The organism is Rhizobium sp. BK176 (assembly GCF_024808055.1).
The window spans coordinates 117,688-139,359 of sequence record NZ_JANUBV010000007.1; the positions used below are offsets into that span (position 1 = coordinate 117,688).

The 21,672-nt window shown below is 59.8% G+C and carries 18 protein-coding genes and 1 other RNA gene; 9 read left to right on the forward strand and 10 right to left on the reverse strand.

Annotated elements, in window-relative coordinates; translation table 11 throughout:
- Nucleotides 1-56 precede the first annotated feature (56 nt).
- A complete protein-coding gene (locus FHT76_RS21525) occupies nt 57-905 on the forward strand; it encodes an aldo/keto reductase (protein WP_183860843.1) in 849 nt (282 codons plus the stop codon).
- Between the two features lie 63 nt (nt 906-968).
- Here the strand turns inward: FHT76_RS21525 and FHT76_RS21530 are convergent, their stop codons facing one another.
- A complete protein-coding gene (locus FHT76_RS21530) occupies nt 969-2,093 on the reverse strand; it encodes an alkene reductase (protein ID WP_183860845.1) in 1,125 nt (374 codons plus the stop codon).
- Between the two features lie 82 nt (nt 2,094-2,175).
- Between FHT76_RS21530 and FHT76_RS21535 the strand changes: the two genes are divergently transcribed.
- Nucleotides 2,176-3,156, forward strand: a complete 981-nt coding sequence (locus FHT76_RS21535; RefSeq protein WP_246712576.1) for a LysR family transcriptional regulator — start codon at nt 2,176-2,178, stop codon at nt 3,154-3,156.
- An 80-nt stretch (nt 3,157-3,236) separates the two neighbouring features.
- Here the strand turns inward: FHT76_RS21535 and ilvN are convergent, their stop codons facing one another.
- Together ilvN and FHT76_RS21545 are read right to left on the reverse strand one after the other, a co-directional pair.
- Nucleotides 3,237-3,809, reverse strand: a complete 573-nt coding sequence (gene ilvN / locus FHT76_RS21540; RefSeq protein ID WP_016554457.1) for an acetolactate synthase small subunit — start codon at nt 3,807-3,809, stop codon at nt 3,237-3,239.
- Nucleotides 3,810-3,835: 26 nt separating this feature from the next.
- The gene (locus FHT76_RS21545) at nt 3,836-5,629 is read right to left on the reverse strand and encodes an acetolactate synthase 3 large subunit (protein ID WP_259130343.1); all 1,794 of its coding nucleotides are present in this window, start codon (nt 5,627-5,629) and stop codon (nt 3,836-3,838) included.
- A gap of 345 nt (nt 5,630-5,974) precedes the next feature.
- Here FHT76_RS21545 and FHT76_RS21550 point away from each other — a divergent pair, with 345 nt between their 5' ends.
- On the forward strand, nt 5,975-8,068 hold the full coding sequence (locus FHT76_RS21550) for a helicase HerA domain-containing protein (RefSeq protein WP_183860847.1): 2,094 nt from the start codon (nt 5,975-5,977) through the stop codon (nt 8,066-8,068).
- An 11-nt stretch (nt 8,069-8,079) separates the two neighbouring features.
- On the opposite strand, the gene miaA is transcribed toward FHT76_RS21550, so the two are convergent.
- Nucleotides 8,080-8,970, reverse strand: coding sequence for a tRNA (adenosine(37)-N6)-dimethylallyltransferase MiaA (miaA, locus tag FHT76_RS21555; RefSeq protein ID WP_183861399.1), 891 nt, complete (start codon nt 8,968-8,970; stop codon nt 8,080-8,082).
- 1 nt (nt 8,971) lies between these two features.
- Between miaA and serB the strand changes: the two genes are divergently transcribed.
- Together serB and FHT76_RS21565 are read left to right on the forward strand one after the other, a co-directional pair.
- Nucleotides 8,972-9,862 (forward strand): phosphoserine phosphatase SerB, encoded by an 891-nt coding sequence (serB, locus tag FHT76_RS21560; RefSeq protein ID WP_183860850.1) that lies wholly within the window; start codon nt 8,972-8,974, stop codon nt 9,860-9,862.
- Complete coding sequence (locus FHT76_RS21565; protein WP_183754656.1) at nt 9,859-10,425, forward strand: GNAT family N-acetyltransferase; 567 nt, start codon at nt 9,859-9,861, stop codon at nt 10,423-10,425. Before serB ends, FHT76_RS21565 begins: the two co-directional genes overlap by 4 nt.
- 119 nt (nt 10,426-10,544) lie before the next feature.
- Here FHT76_RS21565 and FHT76_RS21570 read toward each other — a convergent pair whose 3' ends face one another.
- The 5 genes from FHT76_RS21570 to FHT76_RS21590 all read right to left on the reverse strand — a co-directional run bounded on the left by FHT76_RS21570 (nt 10,545) and on the right by FHT76_RS21590 (nt 15,822).
- Entirely contained in the window at nt 10,545-12,140 is a 1,596-nt protein-coding gene (locus FHT76_RS21570) for a DegQ family serine endoprotease (protein ID WP_183860851.1), read from the reverse strand.
- A gap of 192 nt (nt 12,141-12,332) precedes the next feature.
- On the reverse strand, nt 12,333-13,259 hold the full coding sequence (gene hflC / locus FHT76_RS21575) for a protease modulator HflC (RefSeq protein ID WP_114713142.1): 927 nt from the start codon (nt 13,257-13,259) through the stop codon (nt 12,333-12,335).
- A 3-nt stretch (nt 13,260-13,262) separates the two neighbouring features.
- Nucleotides 13,263-14,348 (reverse strand): FtsH protease activity modulator HflK, encoded by a 1,086-nt coding sequence (gene hflK, locus FHT76_RS21580; RefSeq protein ID WP_016554465.1) that lies wholly within the window; start codon nt 14,346-14,348, stop codon nt 13,263-13,265.
- A 151-nt stretch (nt 14,349-14,499) separates the two neighbouring features.
- Nucleotides 14,500-15,015 carry a dihydrofolate reductase gene (locus FHT76_RS21585; RefSeq protein WP_183860853.1) on the reverse strand — a complete coding sequence of 172 codons (516 nt, stop codon included), beginning with the start codon at nt 15,013-15,015 and terminating at the stop codon, nt 14,500-14,502.
- A 12-nt stretch (nt 15,016-15,027) separates the two neighbouring features.
- Nucleotides 15,028-15,822 carry a thymidylate synthase gene (locus FHT76_RS21590; protein ID WP_259130334.1) on the reverse strand — a complete coding sequence of 265 codons (795 nt, stop codon included), beginning with the start codon at nt 15,820-15,822 and terminating at the stop codon, nt 15,028-15,030.
- A 369-nt stretch (nt 15,823-16,191) separates the two neighbouring features.
- On the opposite strand from FHT76_RS21590, the gene ssrA reads away from it, so the two are divergent.
- The 4 genes from ssrA (at nt 16,192) to FHT76_RS21610 (ending at nt 17,762) form a co-directional block, all read left to right on the forward strand.
- Nucleotides 16,192-16,561: a transfer-messenger RNA gene (gene ssrA, locus FHT76_RS21595) on the forward strand.
- A gap of 127 nt (nt 16,562-16,688) precedes the next feature.
- Nucleotides 16,689-17,198, forward strand: coding sequence for an SspB family protein (locus tag FHT76_RS21600; protein ID WP_016554469.1), 510 nt, complete (start codon nt 16,689-16,691; stop codon nt 17,196-17,198).
- A 50-nt stretch (nt 17,199-17,248) separates the two neighbouring features.
- The gene (locus tag FHT76_RS21605; protein ID WP_183754649.1) at nt 17,249-17,443 is read left to right on the forward strand and encodes a DUF4169 family protein; all 195 of its coding nucleotides are present in this window, start codon (nt 17,249-17,251) and stop codon (nt 17,441-17,443) included.
- 97 nt (nt 17,444-17,540) lie between these two features.
- The gene (locus tag FHT76_RS21610) at nt 17,541-17,762 is read left to right on the forward strand and encodes a ribbon-helix-helix domain-containing protein (RefSeq protein WP_183860855.1); all 222 of its coding nucleotides are present in this window, start codon (nt 17,541-17,543) and stop codon (nt 17,760-17,762) included.
- A 46-nt stretch (nt 17,763-17,808) separates the two neighbouring features.
- Here the strand turns inward: FHT76_RS21610 and FHT76_RS21615 are convergent, their stop codons facing one another.
- Nucleotides 17,809-21,555: an AsmA-like C-terminal region-containing protein gene (locus FHT76_RS21615; protein ID WP_259185875.1), complete on the reverse strand. Its 3,747-nt coding sequence runs from the start codon at nt 21,553-21,555 to the stop codon at nt 17,809-17,811.
- Nucleotides 21,556-21,672: the final 117 nt, after the last annotated feature.

The following is a 21,672-nucleotide window of genomic DNA, read 5'->3' on the forward strand; positions in this document are numbered from 1 at the left end:
GATTGGTTGAAAGATCATCGATCTGTCCAATCTTCTCCTAAACCGGGAACGACATCATGCAAGGCGACGCCATCCCAACGATCCGCTTTCCGAACGGTGCGGAGGTCCCCGCCCTTGGCCAGGGCACCTGGAACATGGGCGAGAGATCCTCGGAGGCAAAGCGGGAAATCGAGAGCCTGCGGGCAGGCCTGGATCTCGGCATGACGCTGATCGATACGGCGGAAATGTACGCCGATGGCGGTGCTGAGAAGATCGTCGGCGAGGCAATCCGTGGGCGCCGAGAAGAGGTCTTTGTCGTCAGCAAGGTGTATCCCTGGAACGCCAGCCGGCAGGGCACGATCGACGCCTGTGAAGGCAGCCTGTCGCGTCTCGGGACGGATCGGATCGACCTCTATCTGTTGCATTGGCGCGGCGACCACCCTTTGTCGGAAACCGTCGAAGCGTTCGAGGGGCTCAAGGCATCGGGCAAGATCGGAGCTTGGGGTGTTTCCAACTTCGACAAGAGCGATATGGAGGAACTGTTTGATGTACCTCATGGCCGCAACGTCGCCGCCAATCAGGTCCTCTACAATCTGTCGCGCCGCGGCGTCGAATATGATCTGCTTCCATTTTGTCAGGAGCGGCAGATCCCTGTCATGGCCTATTCGCCGATCGAACAGGGTCGCATCCTGCATCATCCGGAACTGATCCGCATTGCCAAGGCATACCAGGCGACGCCTGCGCAGGTGGCGCTTGCCTTCCTGCTGGAGCGCGATGGTGTAATCGTTATCCCGAAGACATCGAGCGCTGCCCGCGCCACCGAAAACCGCGACGCCGTTTCGCTCGATATTACCGACGAGGACTGGGCGGCACTCGACACTGCCTTCCCGCCTCCAGCAAGAAAAAAGCCGCTGGAGATGCTGTGACATCCAGCGGCTTTCTATGACGTCGCGTCGCGATTTCCTGGAAATCGCTGGTCGGCGCCGCGACTAGGCAGCCTTTGCCTCAGTGCCACCCGCGTATACCGGGTAGTCAGTGTATCCCTCGGCGCCGCCGCCGTAGTAGGTGTCACGGTTGGGCGTCGCCAAAGGCAGATCCCCCTGCAGACGTTCTACCAGATCCGGATTTGCGATGAACGGCTGACCAAAGGCGGCAAGATCAATCAAGCCGTCCCGCAGAAACTCTTCGGCGCGACCCTTGTCGAGGGAACCAGCAAGAATCAGCGTACCGGAGTAGCTCTGGCGGAACTTGCGCAGGAAATCTCTCGAAAGAGCCGGAGCACTGGCCGGACCCTGGTCCTTCAAGTGCACATAGGCAAGGTTGCGTTCAGCGAGCGCAGCAGCAAGGTGCAGGTAGGTTTCCTCGATCAACAGATGATGCGGCATGTCGAACAGCTTGCCGAATGGTGAAAGCCTGATGCCGACCTTCTCCGCGCCAATCCGCGCTACCACCGCATCGACGATCTCGAGCACGAAGCGCGTCCTGTCCTCGACGTTGCCCGCTCCATACCGATCGGCGCGGTCGTTGATTTCAGGATTGAGAAACTGCTCAAGCAGATAGCCGTTTGCGCCGTGGATTTCGACGCCGTCAAATCCGGCCGCAATGGCATTTGTCGCGGCATTCGCAAAGTCGTCTACAACCCTCGCAACCTCGTCGGTCCCGAGCGGCCGCGGTACGCTCGCTTCGACGAAGCCGGCAACGCCGTCCTCATTGAACGCATACGCCGTGCTCTTATCGTCGCGCGCAGGCTTGGCGCTGGAGCTGACAGGCTGTCCGCCGGCCGGCTGAAGAGAGGTGTGCGACATGCGACCGACGTGCCAGATCTGCGCAAAAATCTTCCCGCCCTCCTCGTGCACGGCCTTCGTCACGCCCTGCCAGCCACGGACCTGATCGTCCGACCATATGCCAGGGATGAAGGCAAAGCCTGTTCCCTCTTGCGAGATCGGCGTTCCTTCCGAGACGATCAGACCGGCGCCGGCGCGCTGGCGGTAATACTGGGCGGTCTGCTGGTCGGCGATACCGTCCTTCGCCCGGGCGCGGGTCATCGGAGCCATGACGACGCGGTTGCGAAGCTTCTGGCCGCGAAGATCGTAGACTTCAAAGAGAGACTTCATGAGCGTTATTCCTTAATTGGGTTGATTATCATCGACCAAACAGATATCTCTGGCACAGTCATAAATCCAACAGATGGAAATCATGATGTCGATCGATCACGCTCATATCTTGAAGTTCGACCTGAATCTGCTGGTTGCGTTTGACGCCCTGATGAGCGAGCGCAACGTCACGCGGGCGGCACAGCGCATCGGCACGTCCCAATCCGCCTTGAGCCACAACCTTGGGCGCCTGCGAGCGCTTCTGTCCGACGAGCTGTTTGTTCGCTCGGCGCGCGGAATCGAACCGACGCCACGGGCGCAGGAACTCGCCGAAACCGTGAGCGGCATCCTGTGCACGATCCAATCCCGCCTGATCGAGCCGGAGCAATTCGACCCGGCAACGGATGAGCGAACCTTCACGCTCGGAATGACTGACTATCTGGAAAGCCTGTTGATGCCGCCGCTGCTCGCTTCCGTTCACGAGCAGGCGCCACATGTCAATTTCGTGATACGGTCGATCGACCAGGATTATCCCGCGGATCTCCTGGACAGCGGCGAGATAGACCTCGCGATCGGCAAGGTGGAGACAGGCAACGAACTTCATAAACGTCGCAAGCTCTGGTCCGAGCGCTATGTCATCCTCAGCAACCCCGAGACAACCGGTGGTTCCGGCGCCATCGACCTCGAGACGTTTCTTGCGACCCCGCAGGCCGTGATCGTCAGCAAGGACGGCCGCTGCCGGCTCGTGGACGAAGTGCTGGCTGAGCGCGGATTGAAACGACGCGCAGCGGTGACCACGCCACACCTCTTCACGCTGCCGATCTTGGTTCGTGATACGCACGTGATCGCTGCCGTGCCGGCAAGCTTCGCGCGAGCCTGGGCGCCGGTGTTCGGCCTCGCCATCAGCCCCGGACCGGTGGACATCCCGCCCTACGACATCTCGCTTGGATGGCATACCTCGTCCGACCGCAACGCCGGCCACGTATGGCTGCGCCAACAGGTCCTTGCGGCGCTAGAGCCTGTGCGTGCCAAGGTTTTGGAGGCGAATGCAGGATCCGATATCGTCTTGATCGCTGCCGAATAGCTTGACGCCCAGATCCATGGGCGCGCGGCATAAGGAAGAAGGAAGTGCCGGACGCCACGTTGTCCGGCACGTCTGTTTTCTTACATGCCCTGCTGGCCGCGATTCATGGCGGCAATGCCGGTGCGGCAGACTTCGATCAGGCCAAGGGGCTTCATGATCGAAACGAACTGGTCGATCTTCGAAGACTTTCCAGTGATCTCGAGAATGAAGTGATCGACGGTCGCGTCCACCACCTTCGCATGGAAGGCGTCAGCGAGCCGGAGCGTTTCGGCGCGCGTCTCGCCCGTGCCGACCACCTTGACGAGCGCCACTTCACGCTCGATCGGACGCTCCTGGCCGAGCTCGCGGGCGCGGACCGTGAGATCGACAACCCGATGAACGGGGACGATGCGTTCAAGCTGCGCCTTGATCTGTTCGAGCACGTGCGGTGTACCGCGCGTCACGATGGTAATGCGCGACAGGTGTGCCTGGTGCTCGGTCTCGGAGACGGTCAGGCTCTCGATGTTGTAGCCCCGGCCGGAAAACAGGCCGATGACGCGGGCAAGGACGCCGGGCTCGTTGTCGACGAGGACCGAAAGCGTGTGGCTTTCGGCCGCCGCCGTCTCCGGCGAAATGAAGTAGGCAGAGCCCGTCGGCTGAAGATGTGCGTTCATGATCGTGGGTTTCCTCTACCTTGATATCAAACGAGCTGACGGCCCTTGGCGTCGATCGCGTTGGCGACCGCCTCGTCCGTGGCTTCGTCCGGCAACAGCATTTCGTTATGGGCCTTGCCCGACGGGATCATCGGGAAGCAGTTGGCGAGATTGGCGACACGGCAATCGAAAATGACCGGCTTCTTCACGTCGATCATTTCCTGGATGGCGCCGTCCAGATCATCGGGCTTGTCGCAACGCAGACCAACGGCACCATAGGCTTCGGCGAGCTTGACGAAGTCAGGCATCGCTTCCGTGTAGGAGTTGGACAGACGGTTGCCGTGCAGCAGCTGCTGCCACTGGCGGACCATGCCCATGTACTGGTTGTTCATGATGAAGATCTTGATCGGCGCCTCGTACTGGATCGCCGTCGACATCTCCTGAATGCACATCTGGATCGAGGCGTCGCCGGCGATATCGATGACGAGGCTTTCCGGATGGGCAATCTGCACGCCGAGCGCTGCCGGCAGGCCGTACCCCATGGTGCCGAGGCCGCCCGAGGTCATCCAGCGGTTCGGCTTCTCGAAGCCATAGAACTGTGCTGCCCACATCTGGTGCTGACCAACTTCGGTCGTGATGTAGGTGTCGCGATCCTTGGTCAGCGCATAGAGGCGCTCCAGCGCGTATTGCGGCATGATCACGTCGTTATTCTTGGTGTAGGCGAAGGAATTACGCGCGCGCCAACGAGCGATATCAGCCCACCAATCGGCGATCTGGCTCTTTTCCGGCTTCTTCGGCAATGCGCGCCACAGGCGAACCATATCTTCCAGAACGCTTCCGACATCGCCGCGGATCCCAAGATCGACGCGAACGTTCTTGTTGATCGAGGACGGGTCGATGTCGATGTGGATCTTCTTCGAGTTCGGCGAGAAGGCATTGATGCGGCCGGTGATACGGTCGTCGAAGCGGGCGCCGATGCAGACCATCACGTCGCAATCATGCATCGCCATGTTCGCCTCGTAGGAGCCGTGCATGCCGAGCATCTTCAGCCAGTTCTTGCCCGATGCGGGATAGGCGCCGAGGCCCATCAGCGTCGAGGTGATCGGGAAATCCGTCAGTTCGACCAACTCGCGCATCAGTTTGGTCGCTTCGGGGCCGGAATTGACAACGCCGCCACCGCTATAGATGACCGGACGCTTTGCGCTTGCCATCAGTTCAATGGCAGCCTGGATCTGGCTGAGATCACCCTGAACCTTCGGCTGGTAGCTCTTCTGGATCGCATGGGCTGACGGCGGCGTGTAGGTGCCAGTCGCAAACTGAACGTCCTTCGGGATATCGACGACAACAGGACCCGGACGGCCGGACTGGGCGATGCGGAAGGCTTCGTGGATGATCGCGGCCAGATCGTTGACGTCCTTGACCAGCCAGTTGTGCTTGGTGCAGGGGCGCGTGATGCCAACAGTATCGCATTCCTGGAAGGCATCCGAACCGATCAGCGAGGTCGGAACCTGACCGGTCAGGCAAACGAGCGGGATCGAGTCCATCAAGGCGTCCTGCAGCGGCGTGACGGCATTTGTCGCACCCGGACCCGAGGTCACGAGCATGACACCGACCTTGCCTGTGGAGCGGGCATAGCCTTCGGCGGCGTGGCCGGCGCCCTGCTCATGGCGGACGAGAATGTGCTTGATATCGTCCTGCTGGAAGATCTCGTCGTAGATCGGCAGCACTGCGCCACCCGGATAGCCGAAGATGTGCTCGACGCCATTGTCCCTCAGCGCCTGGAGGACGATCTCCGCTCCCGTCATCCGATTGCCTGCTGCCTGATTGTCCGTGCCCGTCATGTTTCTTTTCCGTTTTGACTGCTGGGATTTGAGTTTTGTGGTCCGGAAGCCCGATTTTCGGACATAAAAAAAGGCCCCTGTGGGAGCCTTCGTCTAGCGCATGGGTGGCTATCGCCGGATGGTTATACCATCCTGCCCATGCGCCTTCCCACCACGATAAGAGCTACTGCGATTTTCATGGGGCGAATTGATAGACAGAAAATTTCGCATCGTCAACGCATGCCGCAATAAAAAATCGAATGCAATCGTCCCGGTCAGACGTGCGCGGGACTGGCGCGCCTGTCGCAAAAAGACTTTCTTAAACGTTCGCTCATATCCTCCTTTGCTACCGCAGGGAGTAGCCCTTTGCTGAACAAGGACTTGCACACGGCAGGCAAGGCAGGCGAGCATGACCGCCGCGACGACCAGACCCCGGGTAACCGGTTTCTTGGCCGCGTTGTTGCGTGTAGCGGGTCTCGCGCCACGATCGCTGCCGTCGCAGAAGCTGGCGGCACAGAGCTGGCCGAACTGTGGTCGGTCGGAAGGCTCATTTCGATCAGCGTCGGTCGAAACCGGGTGGTCGCCCTCGTCTACTCCATGAACACCGGCGGTCACAGCTGGGGCGAAGGAGAAGACAACTACTTTCAAATCGAAACCGAATTGCTTGGCGAAGTTCGCGTTGACGAGGATGGCCGCGAGCAATTCTCGACCGGCATTTCACGCTATCCCTATCTCGGCGCCATCGCTCACCGCATCCGCTCGACGGACTTGATGCGCATCTATGACGCCGGCAGCGGAACAACAGCCGTGATTGGCAAGCTCACGCAAGACGAGAGCATCGATGCCGCCATCCATATTCCCTCGATGCTGTCCAAGCATTTCGCAATCGTTGGCTCGACCGGCGTCGGCAAGTCGACAGCCGTGTCTCTGCTCTTGCACAAGGCGATCGAGGCTGACCCGAAGCTGCGCGTACTGATCCTCGACCCGCACAACGAGTTTGCTGCCGCCTTCCCGAAGCACTCGGTTGTCATCGATACGGACACGCTCGACCTGCCGTTCTGGCTGATGAAACTGGAAGAGTTCGCGGAAGTGGTCTTCAGAGGCCGAACACCGATTCCGGAAGAAGTCGACATCCTGCGGGATTTGCTGCCGGAGGCAAAGCGCGCCTTCCGCGGCAGCGACAATTCGCTCGTCAGGCGCACAACGGAAAAGAGCTCGATTACGGCGGATACGCCGGTTCCCTATCGCATGGCCGATCTGCTGGCGCTGATCGACGAACGCATCGGCAGGCTCGAGGGACGCAGCGAAAAGCCTCTGCTCCGGTCGCTGAAGATGCGCGTTCTCGCTGCCATCAACGATCCGCGCTACCACTTCATGTTCTCCAGCAACACCATCAGCGACACAATCATGGAGACGGTGGCGGAAATCTTCCGCATCCCTGGCGACAATAGGCCGATCTGCACCTTCCAGCTATCCGGCATCCCCTCCGAGGTCGTGAACTCAGTCGCTTCGGTTCTTTGCCGCATGGCTTTTGAAATCGCATTGTGGAGCGACGGTGCCATCCACATGCTCGTCGTCTGCGAAGAAGCGCACCGCTACATTCCGTCGGATCCGAATCTCGGCTTCTTCCCGACACGGCAGGCAATCGCCCGCATCGCCAAGGAAGGCCGCAAATACGGCGTGTCGCTGGGGATCATCACCCAGCGTCCAGGCGAACTCGATCAGACGATCTTGTCGCAGTGCTCGACGCTGTTTGCCATGCGCCTTGCCAATGATCGCGACCAGGAAATCATTCGTTCGGCGATTCCCAACTCGTCGATCTCGACGACCAGCTTCATTTCCTCGATCGGCAACGGCGAGGCGATTGCCTTCGGTGAAGCGATCAGCGTTCCAATGCGAATGCGCTTCTCGCGCGTCGAGGAACGCTACTTGCCGAAGGCCAACGGTGCCAACGTGAAGGTCAGCGACGAGGATCCTGACAACGTCGATCTGCGCAAGATCGTAACCCGCATGCGCGCCACCAGCGGCCCGGATATTTCGGCGTTCCAGCAAAGCTACTCCGCTGCAATGCCACCAAGCGGTCCTTATGAGGACGAAGAGGACTATGACAACGACTACGACGGCCCGGTAGCACCTTCCTCTTATCCGTCAGCGCCATTGCCGGGTCATTCTCTGGCGGCTCCACCACTCGCGCCGATCGAACCATATCGTCGCGACATGTTGCCGGGATCAGGCACCCCGCGAGAGCCATTTGCCGCTCCTCAGCGCGCGCCTCTTGCAGCGCCGGAAACGTCTATCGATGGCCGCCTGGAAGCCCTACGACGTGAAATGCGCGGAGAACCGCCACCCAGGACCGGCGACGGCCCAGCTGTCGCAGGAAGCATTCGCCGTGAACCCGGTATGTCCCTCCGTGACAGCATCCTGAAAAAGCCGCTCAGCAGCCTAAATAACAAGGACTAGCCGGTACCACGCTACCGCAAGCGCTCCCAGCTTTCGTCCATCTGGTTGCGAAACCAGGTCATCTGTCGCTTGGCATATTGCCGCGTCGCCGCAGCGCCCCGCTCCAGAACCTCGTCGCGCGTAAGCTCGCCATTCAACATCGCCGCAATCTGCGAAACGCCAATGGCTTTCATCACAGGCATGTCAGGCGACAATGAAAGCGAGAGCAGCGCTTTCACTTCACCCTCAGCCCCCTGCTCCAGCATCTTTTCAAATCGCCCGTTGATCCGCTGGTGAAGGACGGCACGCTCCGGTTCGACCACGATCTTGCGAGCCGCCGAGGGGTCGATCATCACCGGTCCCGCTTGCGCCTGAAAATCGATGATCGAGCGGCCGGTTGCTTCGATGACCTCGAGCGCCCTCACGATCCGCTGTCCATCCTGCGGACGAAGACTGCCGGCGACCGCAGGGTCGCGCTCTTGCAGTTGCCGATAGAGTTCGTCGGGTCCCTCATCCTGTAGGCGTGAGCGAAGGCTGTTGCGCACGTCCTCCGGTATCGCAGGCATATCGGAAAGGCCGCCGGTCAACGCTTTGAAATAGAGGCCCGTTCCGCCTACAAAAATCGGTTTGCGTCCATCGGCACGAAGACGCTGCAGCAGATCCGTAACGTCCCGCAGCCACGCCCCTGTAGAATAGGCACGACTCGCGGGGACGTGACCGTAGAGGTAATGGGGAATACCCTGTATATCGTCTTCAGATGGCCGCGCGGTCAACACGCGCAGCGTGTCGTAGACCTGCATGCTGTCGGCATTGACGACTGCCCCACTGTGCTCTTTTGCCAATTCGACGGCGAGCGCGGACTTGCCGCTGGCGGTCGGCCCGGTTATCAGGATCGCGTTCATTGCGCTCAGAAGGTTTTCCATCATGGCCCTCGTTGCCACGCTTGTTGCCAATCCGTCAAATCCTGTTCTCACGCAGTCGATTGCCGAGCAGGCGACCGATGCAGTGAAAGCTTCCGGCCTCTACTGGCTGGCTGACGGAATTGCCTGCGATATCGCACTGAGGGATGGAGCCGACGTCGAAGCCGCTCGAGCCGGCATTCTCGCCGCCATCGGCAGCGCTGCCATCGACCTCGTCATCCAGGATGCCGAGACACGCCGCAAGAGACTTCTGATCGCCGATATGGACTCAACCATGATTGGCCAGGAATGCATCGACGAACTCGCTGCCGAAGTGGGGCTAAAGGAGAAGGTCGCCGCGATCACGGCTCGCGCCATGAACGGCGAGATCGCTTTCGAACCAGCCCTCCGTGAGCGCGTTGCGCTCTTGAAAGGGCTACCGATCTCGGTCGTCGACGACGTTATTTCCAGACGCATCACGCTCACTCCAGGTGGCCCAGAATTGATCGCCACCATGAAGTCGAAGGGACATTATACAGCGCTGGTCTCCGGCGGCTTTACCGTCTTCACCGGCCCCATCGCAAAGACGCTCGGCTTCGATGAGAACCGCGCGAATGTTCTGCTGGAAGAGGCTGGTGTTCTTTCCGGCTTCGTCTCTGAACCTATCCTCGGCAAGCAAGCCAAGGTCGATGCGCTGAACGACATTTCCGAAAGGCTCGGCATTTCTCCCGACGACGCCATTGCCGTTGGCGACGGCGCCAACGACCTCGGCATGCTTCAATTGGCTGGATCCGGCGTCGCTTTGCACGCTAAACCAACCGTCGCAGCCCAGGCGAAGATACAGATCAATCACGGCGATCTCAGCGCCCTGCTCTATATCCAGGGCTACCGCAAGACCGATTTCGTAGTGCCATGACGGTAATCCTAGAGACCGATCGCCTGCTTTTGCGCAACTGGACCGACGGTGATCGGCCGCTGTTCCACGAGATCAACTCCGATCCTGAGGTGATGGAATTCTTCGCCTTCCGTCGCGACCGCGCTGAAGCGGATTCGATGCTCGACACGATCCGCGACAGTATCGCCGAGACCGGCCTCGGCTTCTATGCGATAGCCCTGAAGGAAACCAATGAGCCGATCGGTTTCTGCGGTCTCTGGAGACCCAAGCTCGAACCGTTTCTGCCAGCGGGCACGATCGAAGTCGGCTGGCGTCTCGCGAAAAGGCACTGGGGCAGCGGATATGCGACAGAAGCGGGAATGGCCGCACTGCGCCATGGCTTCACCGAGTTCGACCCCAGCGAAATCGTTTCGTTTGCTGTAACCGACAACCATCGTTCGACCGCTGTCATGCAGCGGCTTGGCTTGCATCATGAACCTGATCGCGATTTCGACCACCCCAGCATTCCGGACACGCATCCGCATCTGAAACGCCACGTTCTTTACACGATCAGCCGTCAGCAATGGGAATGCGGGATCCGCTAACGCCAATTGCCGGCGCACGGCACCATAAGAAGTTGGTGCCGCTTGCCTTCGTCGCCGCACGGACTTCCGACGACGAAGCCATTTGACGCTTATTGAGGGATGAGCGAGCCCTCGTCTCGCTACTCCATCGGCACAGCTACGAAGCGCAAGTCGCCGTTTGCCGACGCGATCATCATCTGCGCGTTCCGCCGGCCTTCCTGCTTTAGCGACTGCACCTTCGCGGCGACGGCCTCGGGCGAGCGCATAAACTCCTGCGCCACCTCAACGATCACGTCACCAGGCTTCAAGCCCTTTTCCGCCGCCAAAGAGCCGGCTGCGACCTCAGCGACAAGCACGCCATCGACACTTTCAGCGATACCGAAGGTTTTCCGGGTCTCCGCGCTTAGCTCAGACAGCGACAGGCCGAGTACATTCTTCGGATTCGTTGCATCGGGTGCAGCCTGATCCGTCTTGCCCTTGCCATCCGGCATGGGTTGGGTCTGCTGGTCATCGGGCTCATCCATATCCTGGTTTTCATCAGGATCCGGATTGATGACACCGCCCTTGTTGTTGGCGTCGGCATCGTTCGAGGCGGCCTGATCGCTATCCTCCAGGCGGCCGAGCTTCACCTTCACGGTCTGCTCCTTGCCGTCACGAAGCACGACAACGTCGACTTCCTTGCCGACGGGGCTTTCCGCCACCACGCGCGGCAAATCACGCATTTCGTTGACCGGCTTGCCGTCGAACTTGAGGATGACGTCGCCAGCCTTGATCGAACCGTCATCAACGGGACCACCCTTGATGACGCCCGCCACCAGCGCACCCTTGGCGCTCGATAGGCCGAGGCTGTCAGCAACATCGTCGGTAACCGGCTGAATGCGGACACCGAGCCACCCGCGGCGCGTCTCGCCGAACTCGCGCAACTGTTCGACGACGCCTGCAGCCAACTCCGACGGCACCGAGAAACCGATACCGATCGATCCGCCGCTCGGCGAAATGATCGCCGTGTTGATGCCTATAACCTCACCCTTCATGTTGAAGAGCGGGCCGCCGGAATTGCCCTTGTTGATGGCCGCATCCGTCTGGATGAAGTTGTCGTAGGGTCCGGCGTTGATGTTGCGACCGCGTCCCGAAATGATGCCGACAGTCACCGACCCGCCGAAGCCGAACGGATTGCCGATCGCCATGACCCAGTCACCGATGCGCATTCCGCTGGAATCGCCGAATTTCACGGCCGTCAGCGGCGCCTTTGGCTCAACCTTCAGCACCGAAAGATCGGTCTTGGTATCGGTGCCGATCAGCTTCGCCTTCAGCTTAGTGCCATCCGCGAAATTGACCTCGATATCGTCGGCGCCTTCAATCACGTGGTTGTTCGTGACGATGTAGCCCTGAGGGTCGATCACAAAGCCCGATCCCAGCGAATTGACGTTGTGGTTGCCGCCCTTGTTACCCTTCTGCTTGTTGAAAAAGTCGTTGAAGAATTCCTGGAAGGGAGAACCGTCGGGCGCGCGCGGGGCCGGGCCAACACCCTCGTCATCCTTGACATTCTGCGAAGTCGAAATGTTTACAACGGCATTGAGGAGGCCTTCTGCGAGATCGGCAACGGATGCCGGGCCGTTCATCGGCGGCGTGCCCTGCGCTTGCACCGAGCCGGTGAAACCAACATTTGCCAGAAGTGCGGCGCCGGCCAGGAGAGCGAGCGATCGTCTGAAGGTCGGGCGGGTCGTCGGGGCCATCAAGCATCCTCATTTCAAATAAAACGCACTCTGAGCACCAGCATAAGGCGGAATGATGGAGGGTGAAATCACCTTTTCGCGAAATCCCGTGCAATCCTGTTCACCGCGCTCGCAGCCCTCGTGCCGCCACGCAAAAAGGCCGGCAGATTAGCCGGCCTTCGCATTTTTTTGTCAGGCGTCGCAACGCGGCGATCAGTTGGTCGGTGCTGTCGGCATCGCCGGCGCTGCGTTTCGAGGCGCGCCGCTTGCATCGTTGAAGAAACGGAAGAACTGCGAGTTCGGCGAGATCACCAACGTCGTGTCTTGCGAGGTCAGAGCCGTCGAATAAGCGGCCATCGAACGGTAGAACTCGAAGAACGCAGGATCCTTGCTGAATGCATCCGCAAACAAGCGGTTGCGCTCGGCGTCGCCCTGACCGCGCAGGACTTCAGAATCGCGTTGCGCTTCGGCGGTGATTTCGACCACCTGCCTGTCTGCGATAGCCCGGCGACGCTGACCCTCTTCCGTACCCTGCGCACGCAGGAGTTCAGCTTCGGCAAGACGCTCGGCGCGCATCCGGTCATAGGTCTTCGGCGCGACTTCGCGCGTCAGATCCGTACGACGGATGCGGACGTCCTGAATGTTGAGACCAAGATCTTCAGCATCGCGATGCAAGTCGTCGCGAACCTCAAGCATCATTGCCACACGCTCTTCAGACAGTGCAGCATCGAAGTCGCGCAGACCGTAGACACGTCGAAGCGAAGAATCGAGTTGCGTGCGAAGGCGTGCCTCCGCGGCCTCGCGATCGCCCGAGACGGTTTCGCGGAACTTGCGGACATCCCTGATGTCGTAGACCACGAAGGCATCAACATCGAAGGTCGCGCCGCCACGAACCTGAACACGAATGTTGTCGAGGTCGAAGCGCAGTGCCTGCCGTTCCACGATCTGGACGCGGTCGGCATCCATGAAGGCAAACGGCAACTTGAAGTAGATACCCGGCTCGGTCTTCACCGACTGGATCTGACCGAAGCGGACAACAATCGCCTGCTCACGCGCATTCACGACGAAGACCGACGAGTAGAGCGCAATCAAGACGACGGCGAGAAGGCCGAGAATGAGGGGAAGCCTGTTCGATGTCATGGCTCAACCTCCCTGCTGCGCCGGTTTGCCGATCTCATTAAGCGGCAAGTAAGGCACAACCCCTTGCTTCTCGTCGATCACGACCTTCTTGGAATTCTTCAGAACCTGCTCCATCGTTTCAAGGAAGAGACGTGTACGAGTGACCTCGGGCGCCTTCGCATATTGTTCGTTGATGAACGAGAAGCGCTGAGCCTCACCTTCGGCTTCCTTGACCACGCGGTTCTTGTAGGCCGCTGCCGCTTCGCGGATCTGGGCGGCGTCACCGCGCGCCTGACCGAGCTTCTGGTTGGCGTACTGATTGGCCTCTTCGACCAGTCGCTGCTTGTCCTGGTCGGCTCGCTGCACTTCTTCGAAGGCATCGGCGACTTCACGTGGCGGAGCCACGTCCTGAATCGTCACGGCGCCGATGGAAATACCAGCCCTGTAGCGATCCATGGTTCCTTGGACGATGTTGGCGACTTCCGTTTCAATCGGCTGACGATTGTCGCGGAAGGCATCCTGGGCCGGACGGCGACCGACAACTTCGCGCATGGCGCTTTCGGCGACCTGCTGCAGCGTCTCAGCCGGGTTCTCCACGTTGAAAAGATAGGCCTTGGGATCGCTGACCGTGAAGAAGACTGAAAACTGAACGTTCAGGATGTTCTGGTCACCGGAAAGCATCAGCCCGCTCGACGAGGATGTCGACGTCGATGCCGCACCGATATTCTGCTGCTGCATCGTCACCTTGACGATCTCGACGGTTTCCATCGGCCACAGGTGGAAATGCAGGCCCGGGGTCGAAACCTCTTCCTTGGGATTGCCGAAACGCAGTTCGACGCCGCGCTCGTCCGGCTGGACGATATAGATGCACTGGAAGAGCCAGAACACCACCAAAATCGCCGCAACGATGACAAGCACGCCGCCGTTGAACCCGCCAGGCACAATGTTGCGCAGCTGGTCCTGACCGCGCCGGATAATATCCTCAAGATCAGGCGGCCCACCCTTGCCGCCACCGCGCGGGCGATTGGGCCCTTGCCCCCATGGTCCCTGATTGTTACCGCCGCCGCCGCCCCAAGGGCCGCCGCCGCCATTCTGATTGCTCCAGGGCATCAAAACCTCTTATTCGTTGAACTCCGATCGCCTAACCCACGGGGGCGGCGGATAGCTGCGATCGTGACCGTTATAGGTATCGCCGCATCTGCTTTCAACGCAGCATGAGGAACTTGACGATATTTATTGGAAAATAGTTGGTTTTCAGCGGTTAGCGCCGGTCATAGACCACGAATTTCGTGGGATAGCTATCCTTGTCGCCTGCAGGCACGTCGATCGTCTCCGTCGCCCTCCAGAGCGCTGGGTCAATCGCCGGAAATGACGTATCGCCTTCGACCGCGGTTTCGACATGCGTCACGCACAGCCGATCGGCGAGATCGATGGCCTGCTCATAGATCTGCCCACCACCGATGATGCAGATTTCGCTCCCACCATTTTGCTTGGCAAGGTCCTCTGCAAGGCTGATGGCCTCGGTCAGCGAACGAGCCATATGCACGTCCGGATTCGCTACCGCGGCAGACTGCCGGGAAATCGCAATGTTTGGTCGCCCGGGCAGCGGCTTACCAAGGGAGTCATAGGTCTTCCGCCCCATGACAACAGGCTTGCCCAGTGTCAGCGCCTTGAAGCGCTTGAGATCGGTGGAGAGCCGCCATGGCATGTCACCATCCCGCCCGATGATGCCGTTCTCGGAAACGGCGACCACGATCGTCTTGCGAATGTCAGACATCGACCTCTCCAATCAGACCGCGATCGGGGCCTTGATGCTGGCGTCGGCTTCGTAGCCGACCAACTCGAAATCCTCGAACTTGAAGCCGAAGATATCCTTCACATCGGGGTTGATCCGCATGAACGGCAACGGCTTCGGCGTGCGGGTCAGTTGCAGCTTCGCCTGCTCGAAATGGTTGTGATAGAGATGCGCATCCCCAAGCGTATGCACAAAATCACCGAGTTTCAGACCGGCAACCTGCGCCACCATCATCGTCAGCAAAGCGTACGAGGCAATGTTGAATGGCACCCCGAGAAAGATATCAGCGGAGCGCTGATAAAGCTGGCAGGAAAGCTTGCCGTCGGCGACGTAGAACTGGAACAGGCAATGGCATGGCGGAAGCGCCATGTCATCGACCTCGGCAGGATTCCACGCAGAAACGATATGGCGGCGCGAGTTCGAATTCTTGACGATGCCGGCAACAAGTTTGGCGATCTGATCTATATGGCCGCCATCCGGCGAAGGCCACGAGCGCCACTGCGCGCCATAGACCGGCCCCAGATCGCCATTCTCGTCCGCCCATTCATCCCAAATCGAAACGCCATTGTCCTTGAGGTAGCGGATATTGGTGTCGCCACGTAGGAACCAGAGCAGCTCGTGGATGATGGACCGCAGATGCAGCTTCTTTGTCGTAAGAACCGGAAAGCCTTCCTGCAGGTCGAACCGCATCTGATAGCCGAACACAGAGCGCGTGCCCGTGCCGGTACGATCGCCGCGATCGGTTCCGTGTTCCATCACATGCTTCAGAAGATCGAGATACTGCTTCATCGTTCGCCGCCGATTCCGTTCTGAGCTTATTTAAGCGCTTCGCTCATCGAAACCAATCGTCGCGCGGGCTTTATCCCGACAAATCTCCGTCACGATCAGCGCCCACGTATCCATTCGCTGACTAGGATCAGCCTATTGGCGATTTGACGTTCAATGCGAAGGTTGCCGAAGCCTTTGATGCCCGCCGCTTCCCTGCATCTCTCTCCTTGGCTTGTTTGTAGCGATAGTCGGAGCAGCGACCGGGATCGTCAGTATGTTGAAAGCGTGGCGCCTTCACGATCGGAAGGTGATCTCTCTCTCTCTCTCTCTCTCTTAGGCTGCCGAGCGTCCTCTCGCTTTCTGAGCGGACCACACGGTTTTGTGACAACACCTCTTCCCATCCCTGACGGAAAACACTATATCACCCATGCCGGTCTTCGGGCCGGCTATGGCGATAAATGAGCGGTGTAATAAACCTATTGGACCCGGGGGCGGTACCCGGCGCCTCCACCAAAAACCGGCGGCCCAGCAATGAGATGGCCGGCTTTTGATGGGGGCGAAACAGGATCGACAAGGGTGTAAAGATCGTCTTTTTGCTCGGCATTGTACCGCCGTTATCGGGCTAAAATTGTAGTTGCAAACGACAACTATGCGGAAGCTCGTCTCGCTGCTTAATCGCGGTGTGACACTTCAAATAAAGCCCTAGTGGTTCGCACCTCTAGGCGGGGTCCGAAGGCACCTGGCAACAGAAGCCTTCACCTTCTCCCTTGCGCGCAAATCATGTATGGTTTGGTCAAGCATGACTCGGCTCAGGCCTTTTCCAGGGCGTCTTGGCATGCCATACAGCCTTGGGAAACGAGTCCGAACCTAACGAAAGACAGGAAAGCATGGGGCAGGATCACATCCGTTACGACATTCTGGCACAGGACGCACTGCGTGGCGTCATCCGCAAGGTATTGTCCGAAGTTGCCGCGACGGGCCGCCTGCCAGGCGAGCATCATTTCTTCATCACCTTCCTTACCGGCGCGCCCGGTGTTCGCATCTCGCAACACCTGAAGGCGAAATATCCGGAACAGATGACCATCGTCATCCAGCACCAGTTCTGGGAACTGAAGATCACGGAGACGACGTTCGAGATCGGCCTTTCCTTCTCTGATGTTCCGGAAAAGCTCTTCATTCCATTCAATGCGATTCGCGGCTTCTACGATCCCTCGGTGAACTTCGAGCTCGAATTCGACGTGCCTCTCGCCGACAGCGACGAGCTTCCCGCCGCAGAGATTACCGCTTATCCGGTGGCATCCGAGAAGTCGGAGGAAACACCCGCCGCCAAAGCCGACGGCGAGGAAAAGAAGCCCGGTTCGGTCGTCTCGCTCGACGCCTTCCGAAAGAAGCAGTAAAACCGAGGGAAGCAACTGCTTCCCTTTTTCAATTCCGATCGAGGCCAGCCGTGACCGCCGAAGTCGTCAATCTCCGTCAGTTCAAAAAGAAGCAGGCCCGCGCCAACAAGGAAAAGCAGGCCGAGCAAAACCGTATTTCCTTCGGCCGTACCAAGGTTGAGAAGCAGCTCACCAAGGCGCTCAACGAGAAGGCCGAACGCTCGCATCAGCAGGGCCACATCGAGAAATCCGACGACGACAAATGAGTATCCAGGAAAGTAAAAAAGATTCCTGGATCAATCGCTTGAACGGCCGTCCGGATTCAGGACATCACCCGCTTGAATCGAATTACGAAGCCTTGCGATGATCCGCAAGCACTCGGCCACGCTACACGGACATCGCACCAGCTTCTCGTTGGAAGACGAATTCTGGGCCGAACTGAACATGATCGCCAAGGCGCGTGCCATTCCGCTCGCAGCCTTGATCTCTGACATTGACGATCAGCGTCAGCCCGAGAGCAACCTATCATCTGCGCTACGTGTCTATGTGCTGCACTGGCTGAAAGCTGAGGGTGCCGTTAGATAGCACGTGGCAACACCTGCGGTGATCTTCCTCGATGTGGCCGCCGCTACTACTGCGGCATCTGCACACCGGGCAGCCCCGGTACGGTTCCGAAATTGAGCGAGTTCTCTGGGGGAACGGAAAGCTGCTCCTGTGCACGTCGCGCAGCATCTGCGGCAGCCTTTTCCTCCGCCGCCTTCGCGCGCGCCGCTGCGTCCGCTTTCGCCTTTGCCTCGGCCTCCGCCTTTGCTTTCGCTTCGGCAGCTTGCCTCTCACGCTCTGCCTGGGCGGCGGCTAGGTCTCTCAAACGCTGCTCCTCGGCCTGCCGCTGCGCCTCGAAGGCCGCGGCCTTCTGGCGTTCCAGATCATTGAACTTGTAGAGAGCAACTTCGCGGCGCAGTCGCTGCTTTTCCAGCACGTTCGACTGCAAGCGCTCGACACGCCGGCGTTCACGCTCGAAGGCACGCAAGGACAGGAAGCCGGTGATATCGGTGACGTCCATGGTTCGGCCAGGCGACGCGAGCAGCCCCGAAAAGTCCAGGCGGATCGCAGGTTCGGCACCTGGAAGCACCTCACTGCCTGGATTGAGCGCAATATTGAGTGATGCGTTGATACGCTCTTGCGGCAGGTCGATCTGGCCGTTGCCAACCACCTTCGCCTGATCGGTCGTCACGCTGACGTTCTGAAAGCGCAGCACACCATCTGTAACGTTGAACGGGATGGCAGTCGGCGGCAGCTTCGCTTCGCCGTTGTTGAGCAAGGTCTCGACGATCGGATGAACCTTGCCGGCATTCAGCTGATCCTGCATCGGATCGGTGGCTGCCAGCAATGGCGCCAGCATCCCAAGATTGAGCCCGCGAACGCTCGTTTCACCGAGCCGAAGCTCCCCGGAGCCGTTCAGCGAACCGGCGATATCCTTCATGGATTTGCCGGACGCTTCCATGGAGAGCCCCAGTCCGAACTTGCCGCTGGCCACGGGCGCGCCGTCGCGCGGCCACACCACAGCGGCAAGGTCCGCATTCGCCAGCGCCAGCTTCGTCTGGAAGAAGCCCGTCCCATTGGCATTGGTAAAGAGGAGACTGCCGTCGAGGCTGCCGCCGTCCCAGCCTCCCTTGATGTTGTTCAATTGTAGTTCGTCGCCCCTGTACGCCACATCGGATGTGAAATCCGAAATCGCGCCCGACCAGCCTGGCCAGAATTGCTTGGCGGAGAGCTTGAGGCTGACGTCCATGTCCTTGAAGACGGGCAAGCCGAGCCCCCCCGCTGACAGGTTGCCGGTCGCCGCATCCGTCATTGGCCCGTAGATGGCTTCTCCGAGCCAGGCGGCATCAGCCTTTGAAAGCGCCAATTCGCCAGTTGCCGTCGTCGTCTCGGCCTTGCGGTCTAGGGTCAGCGCGCCGCTGAACTCATTGTCGGCGGCATGGCCGGCAACGTCAGCAAGGGCAATCTTGTCGCCGTCGATCGTCGCGTTTGTCGTCAACTTGAACGGCAGGCCCGTACCCATTTGCGGGACAGCGATGCCGTTCATGACAAGGTACGGATCAAGGTCCGCGCTCTCCAGCGAAACCGCAAGCTGCCCGTTCATGAAGGTTTGCGGCCGGACGTCGACCTTGCCGCCGGCGGTAAACGAGGTGCGGTCGGTGGCAAACGTCAGCTGCGCGTCTGCAGGCTCTGTTCCCTCGGCTTGCACCTTGAGGGTCATACGCCCGTTGGCGTCGGCTTCAACCGGCAGCGGATCAAGGCCGGCCTGCCCGAACAGGATGGAGGTGACGCTGTTCTCGAGCGTCGCCTCAAGGCTCGTGGTGCCCTTGCCTGTCAGAGCCAGAAGGTCCGACATTCGGTAGTCGAGATTGACGCGGCTCCCGTTGCTCACGCCGGCCAATGTCAGGGTCAGGCCATCGCCCTCGTCCCCGCCAAGCGTCAGGGCACCACGCAAAGCAGTATTCGTGTACCAGGCGGCATTGCGCACGAGCCTATCCATGACGGGATGCTGCGGCAGGTGTTGCTTGAGCATGGTGAAGAAGGAGCCCGGATCGGCTGATTTGAAGGTGATTTCCCCCGAGCCTTTGTAATCGAGCAGCGATCCCTCGGCGCGACCGGTCGCAGTCACCTCGGCGCCCGCCAGATTCTTGACCGAAAGCTTCTCGACCGCCAAGGCGCCATCGGCAATTGTAAAGCTTGTCTCGACATCGGCCGCTTCGACGCCGAAGGCCGTGAATTTGTCGGCCTTCAGCTGCGCAGCGATCTTGTGATCAAGCACATTGTCGCCCGCGTCCTGACCGGTAAGCAATCCTGTCAGCGCACGCAGCGCATCCAGATCGAGCGCGTCGCCGGCAAGCGCGACATCCAGCGTCGGCGTCTGATTGGCCGCAGCCTGGCGATCCAGCCTGCCCTTGAGCGTCGCCTGCCCGACGGCAATCTCCAGGTTGTCGAATGTCTGGCGGTCGTGGGTGAGGCTGACATCGGCGGAAAAACCCGCTTGCCTCAGCTGTCGGATCGCCGGATCCACGGAACCGGCGAGCCAGGCCGCAAGACCGGTGGGCTGATTGGACGCCACTGTCATCTGCCCCACGAAGGACGCCTGCCCCTGCAGATTGAGCTTGCCTTGGCCTTCGACCTGTGTGCGACCGGGAAGCGTGCCGACCGCATTGTCGATCGTCCAGCCGCTGCCAGCGGGTTGGACATCGAGCTGAATGTCGCGGATCGTCGTGTCGCCCGCAACGATGGCCGGCAAGCGAACGCTCGCCTTCCCTGGCACCTGCGGTACCGGCACCTGTGAAACTATCTGGATCAGCGCGTTCAATCGCTGTCGAGCCGAGAGGCCGGCATCGCGGGTCGTCTTGCCGTTCGCGCCCTGATTACCGATGCGATTGACATCGATCTGCTGGCCGTTTGCGATCAGCAGGAATTGCGGCTTGCTTCCCGTATCGAGCGTCGCCTCGCCGGTGACGACATAGGGATCGTCTGCCGCCCCAACCTCCAGCCGATATTCCGGTATCCGAACGCTCTCGTTGGTAAGCTCGAACTTCCCTTTCAGGCGTGGAGGCAGATCGCCCTTGGCGGTCTTCTTGCCATCCCGGTTCTCAATCGAAGCCGACACCGTTCCCTGATAGTTCGGCCGGCGATCGACGAGCTTCAGTTCTCCGTCGAGATCGACCGTCACCGGCTGCTTGTCGGGCTGCAACTGCGTACGCATCCGCAGGATTCCGTTCTCGTCCGGCTGATTGCTGGCGATCGTGAAGTTGCCGTGCGCGCCATCAAGCGCCGCATCACCTTCGATCCGCCATGGACCGGCAAGCGACTTGGCCGACATTTCGGCATTCAGGCCGGTAACGTGCCGCGAGCGCCCCGACTGGTCGTCGATGAATTGAACATCGCCGCCGCTGACATGGACGTTCTCAAGAACAACCGTCCTGGCCGGAATTTCAGGCTGGCTGCCGCGTGTCCAGTCGAGCGTGCCGTCCTTCAACAGCCTCAGCTTTACCTTCGGGTTGACCACGCGCATGTCGAAGATCAACGCCTCGCCGGAGAGGAACGGCGCGAGTTCGGCATCCATCGAAAACTGCTCGACCTGCACGAGGGGCGACCCGTCGAGTTCCTGCCCGACGCGCACGTCATGCAGTGTCACCGATGGAAACGGCAGAAGGCGCGCATCCACCGCACCGTGCACGACGACTTTCTTGCCTATGATCCGGCTTGCTTGATCCTCGAAATTCTTTCGGAAGTCCGTCCAGTCGATAAACAACGGCGCCAGCAGCGCCACGAACAGCGCTACGACAATCACTCCGCCCAAAAAGACGAGGAACCGGCCTACCAACTCAACAATTCTCCATTTGGGAATCCATCGCGGACACTAGAGCATCATACCGAAAGCTGTGAAGCCGCTTTCCGGCAACATCGTGCTCTATTTACTTGATTCCGAGATGAATTCTCC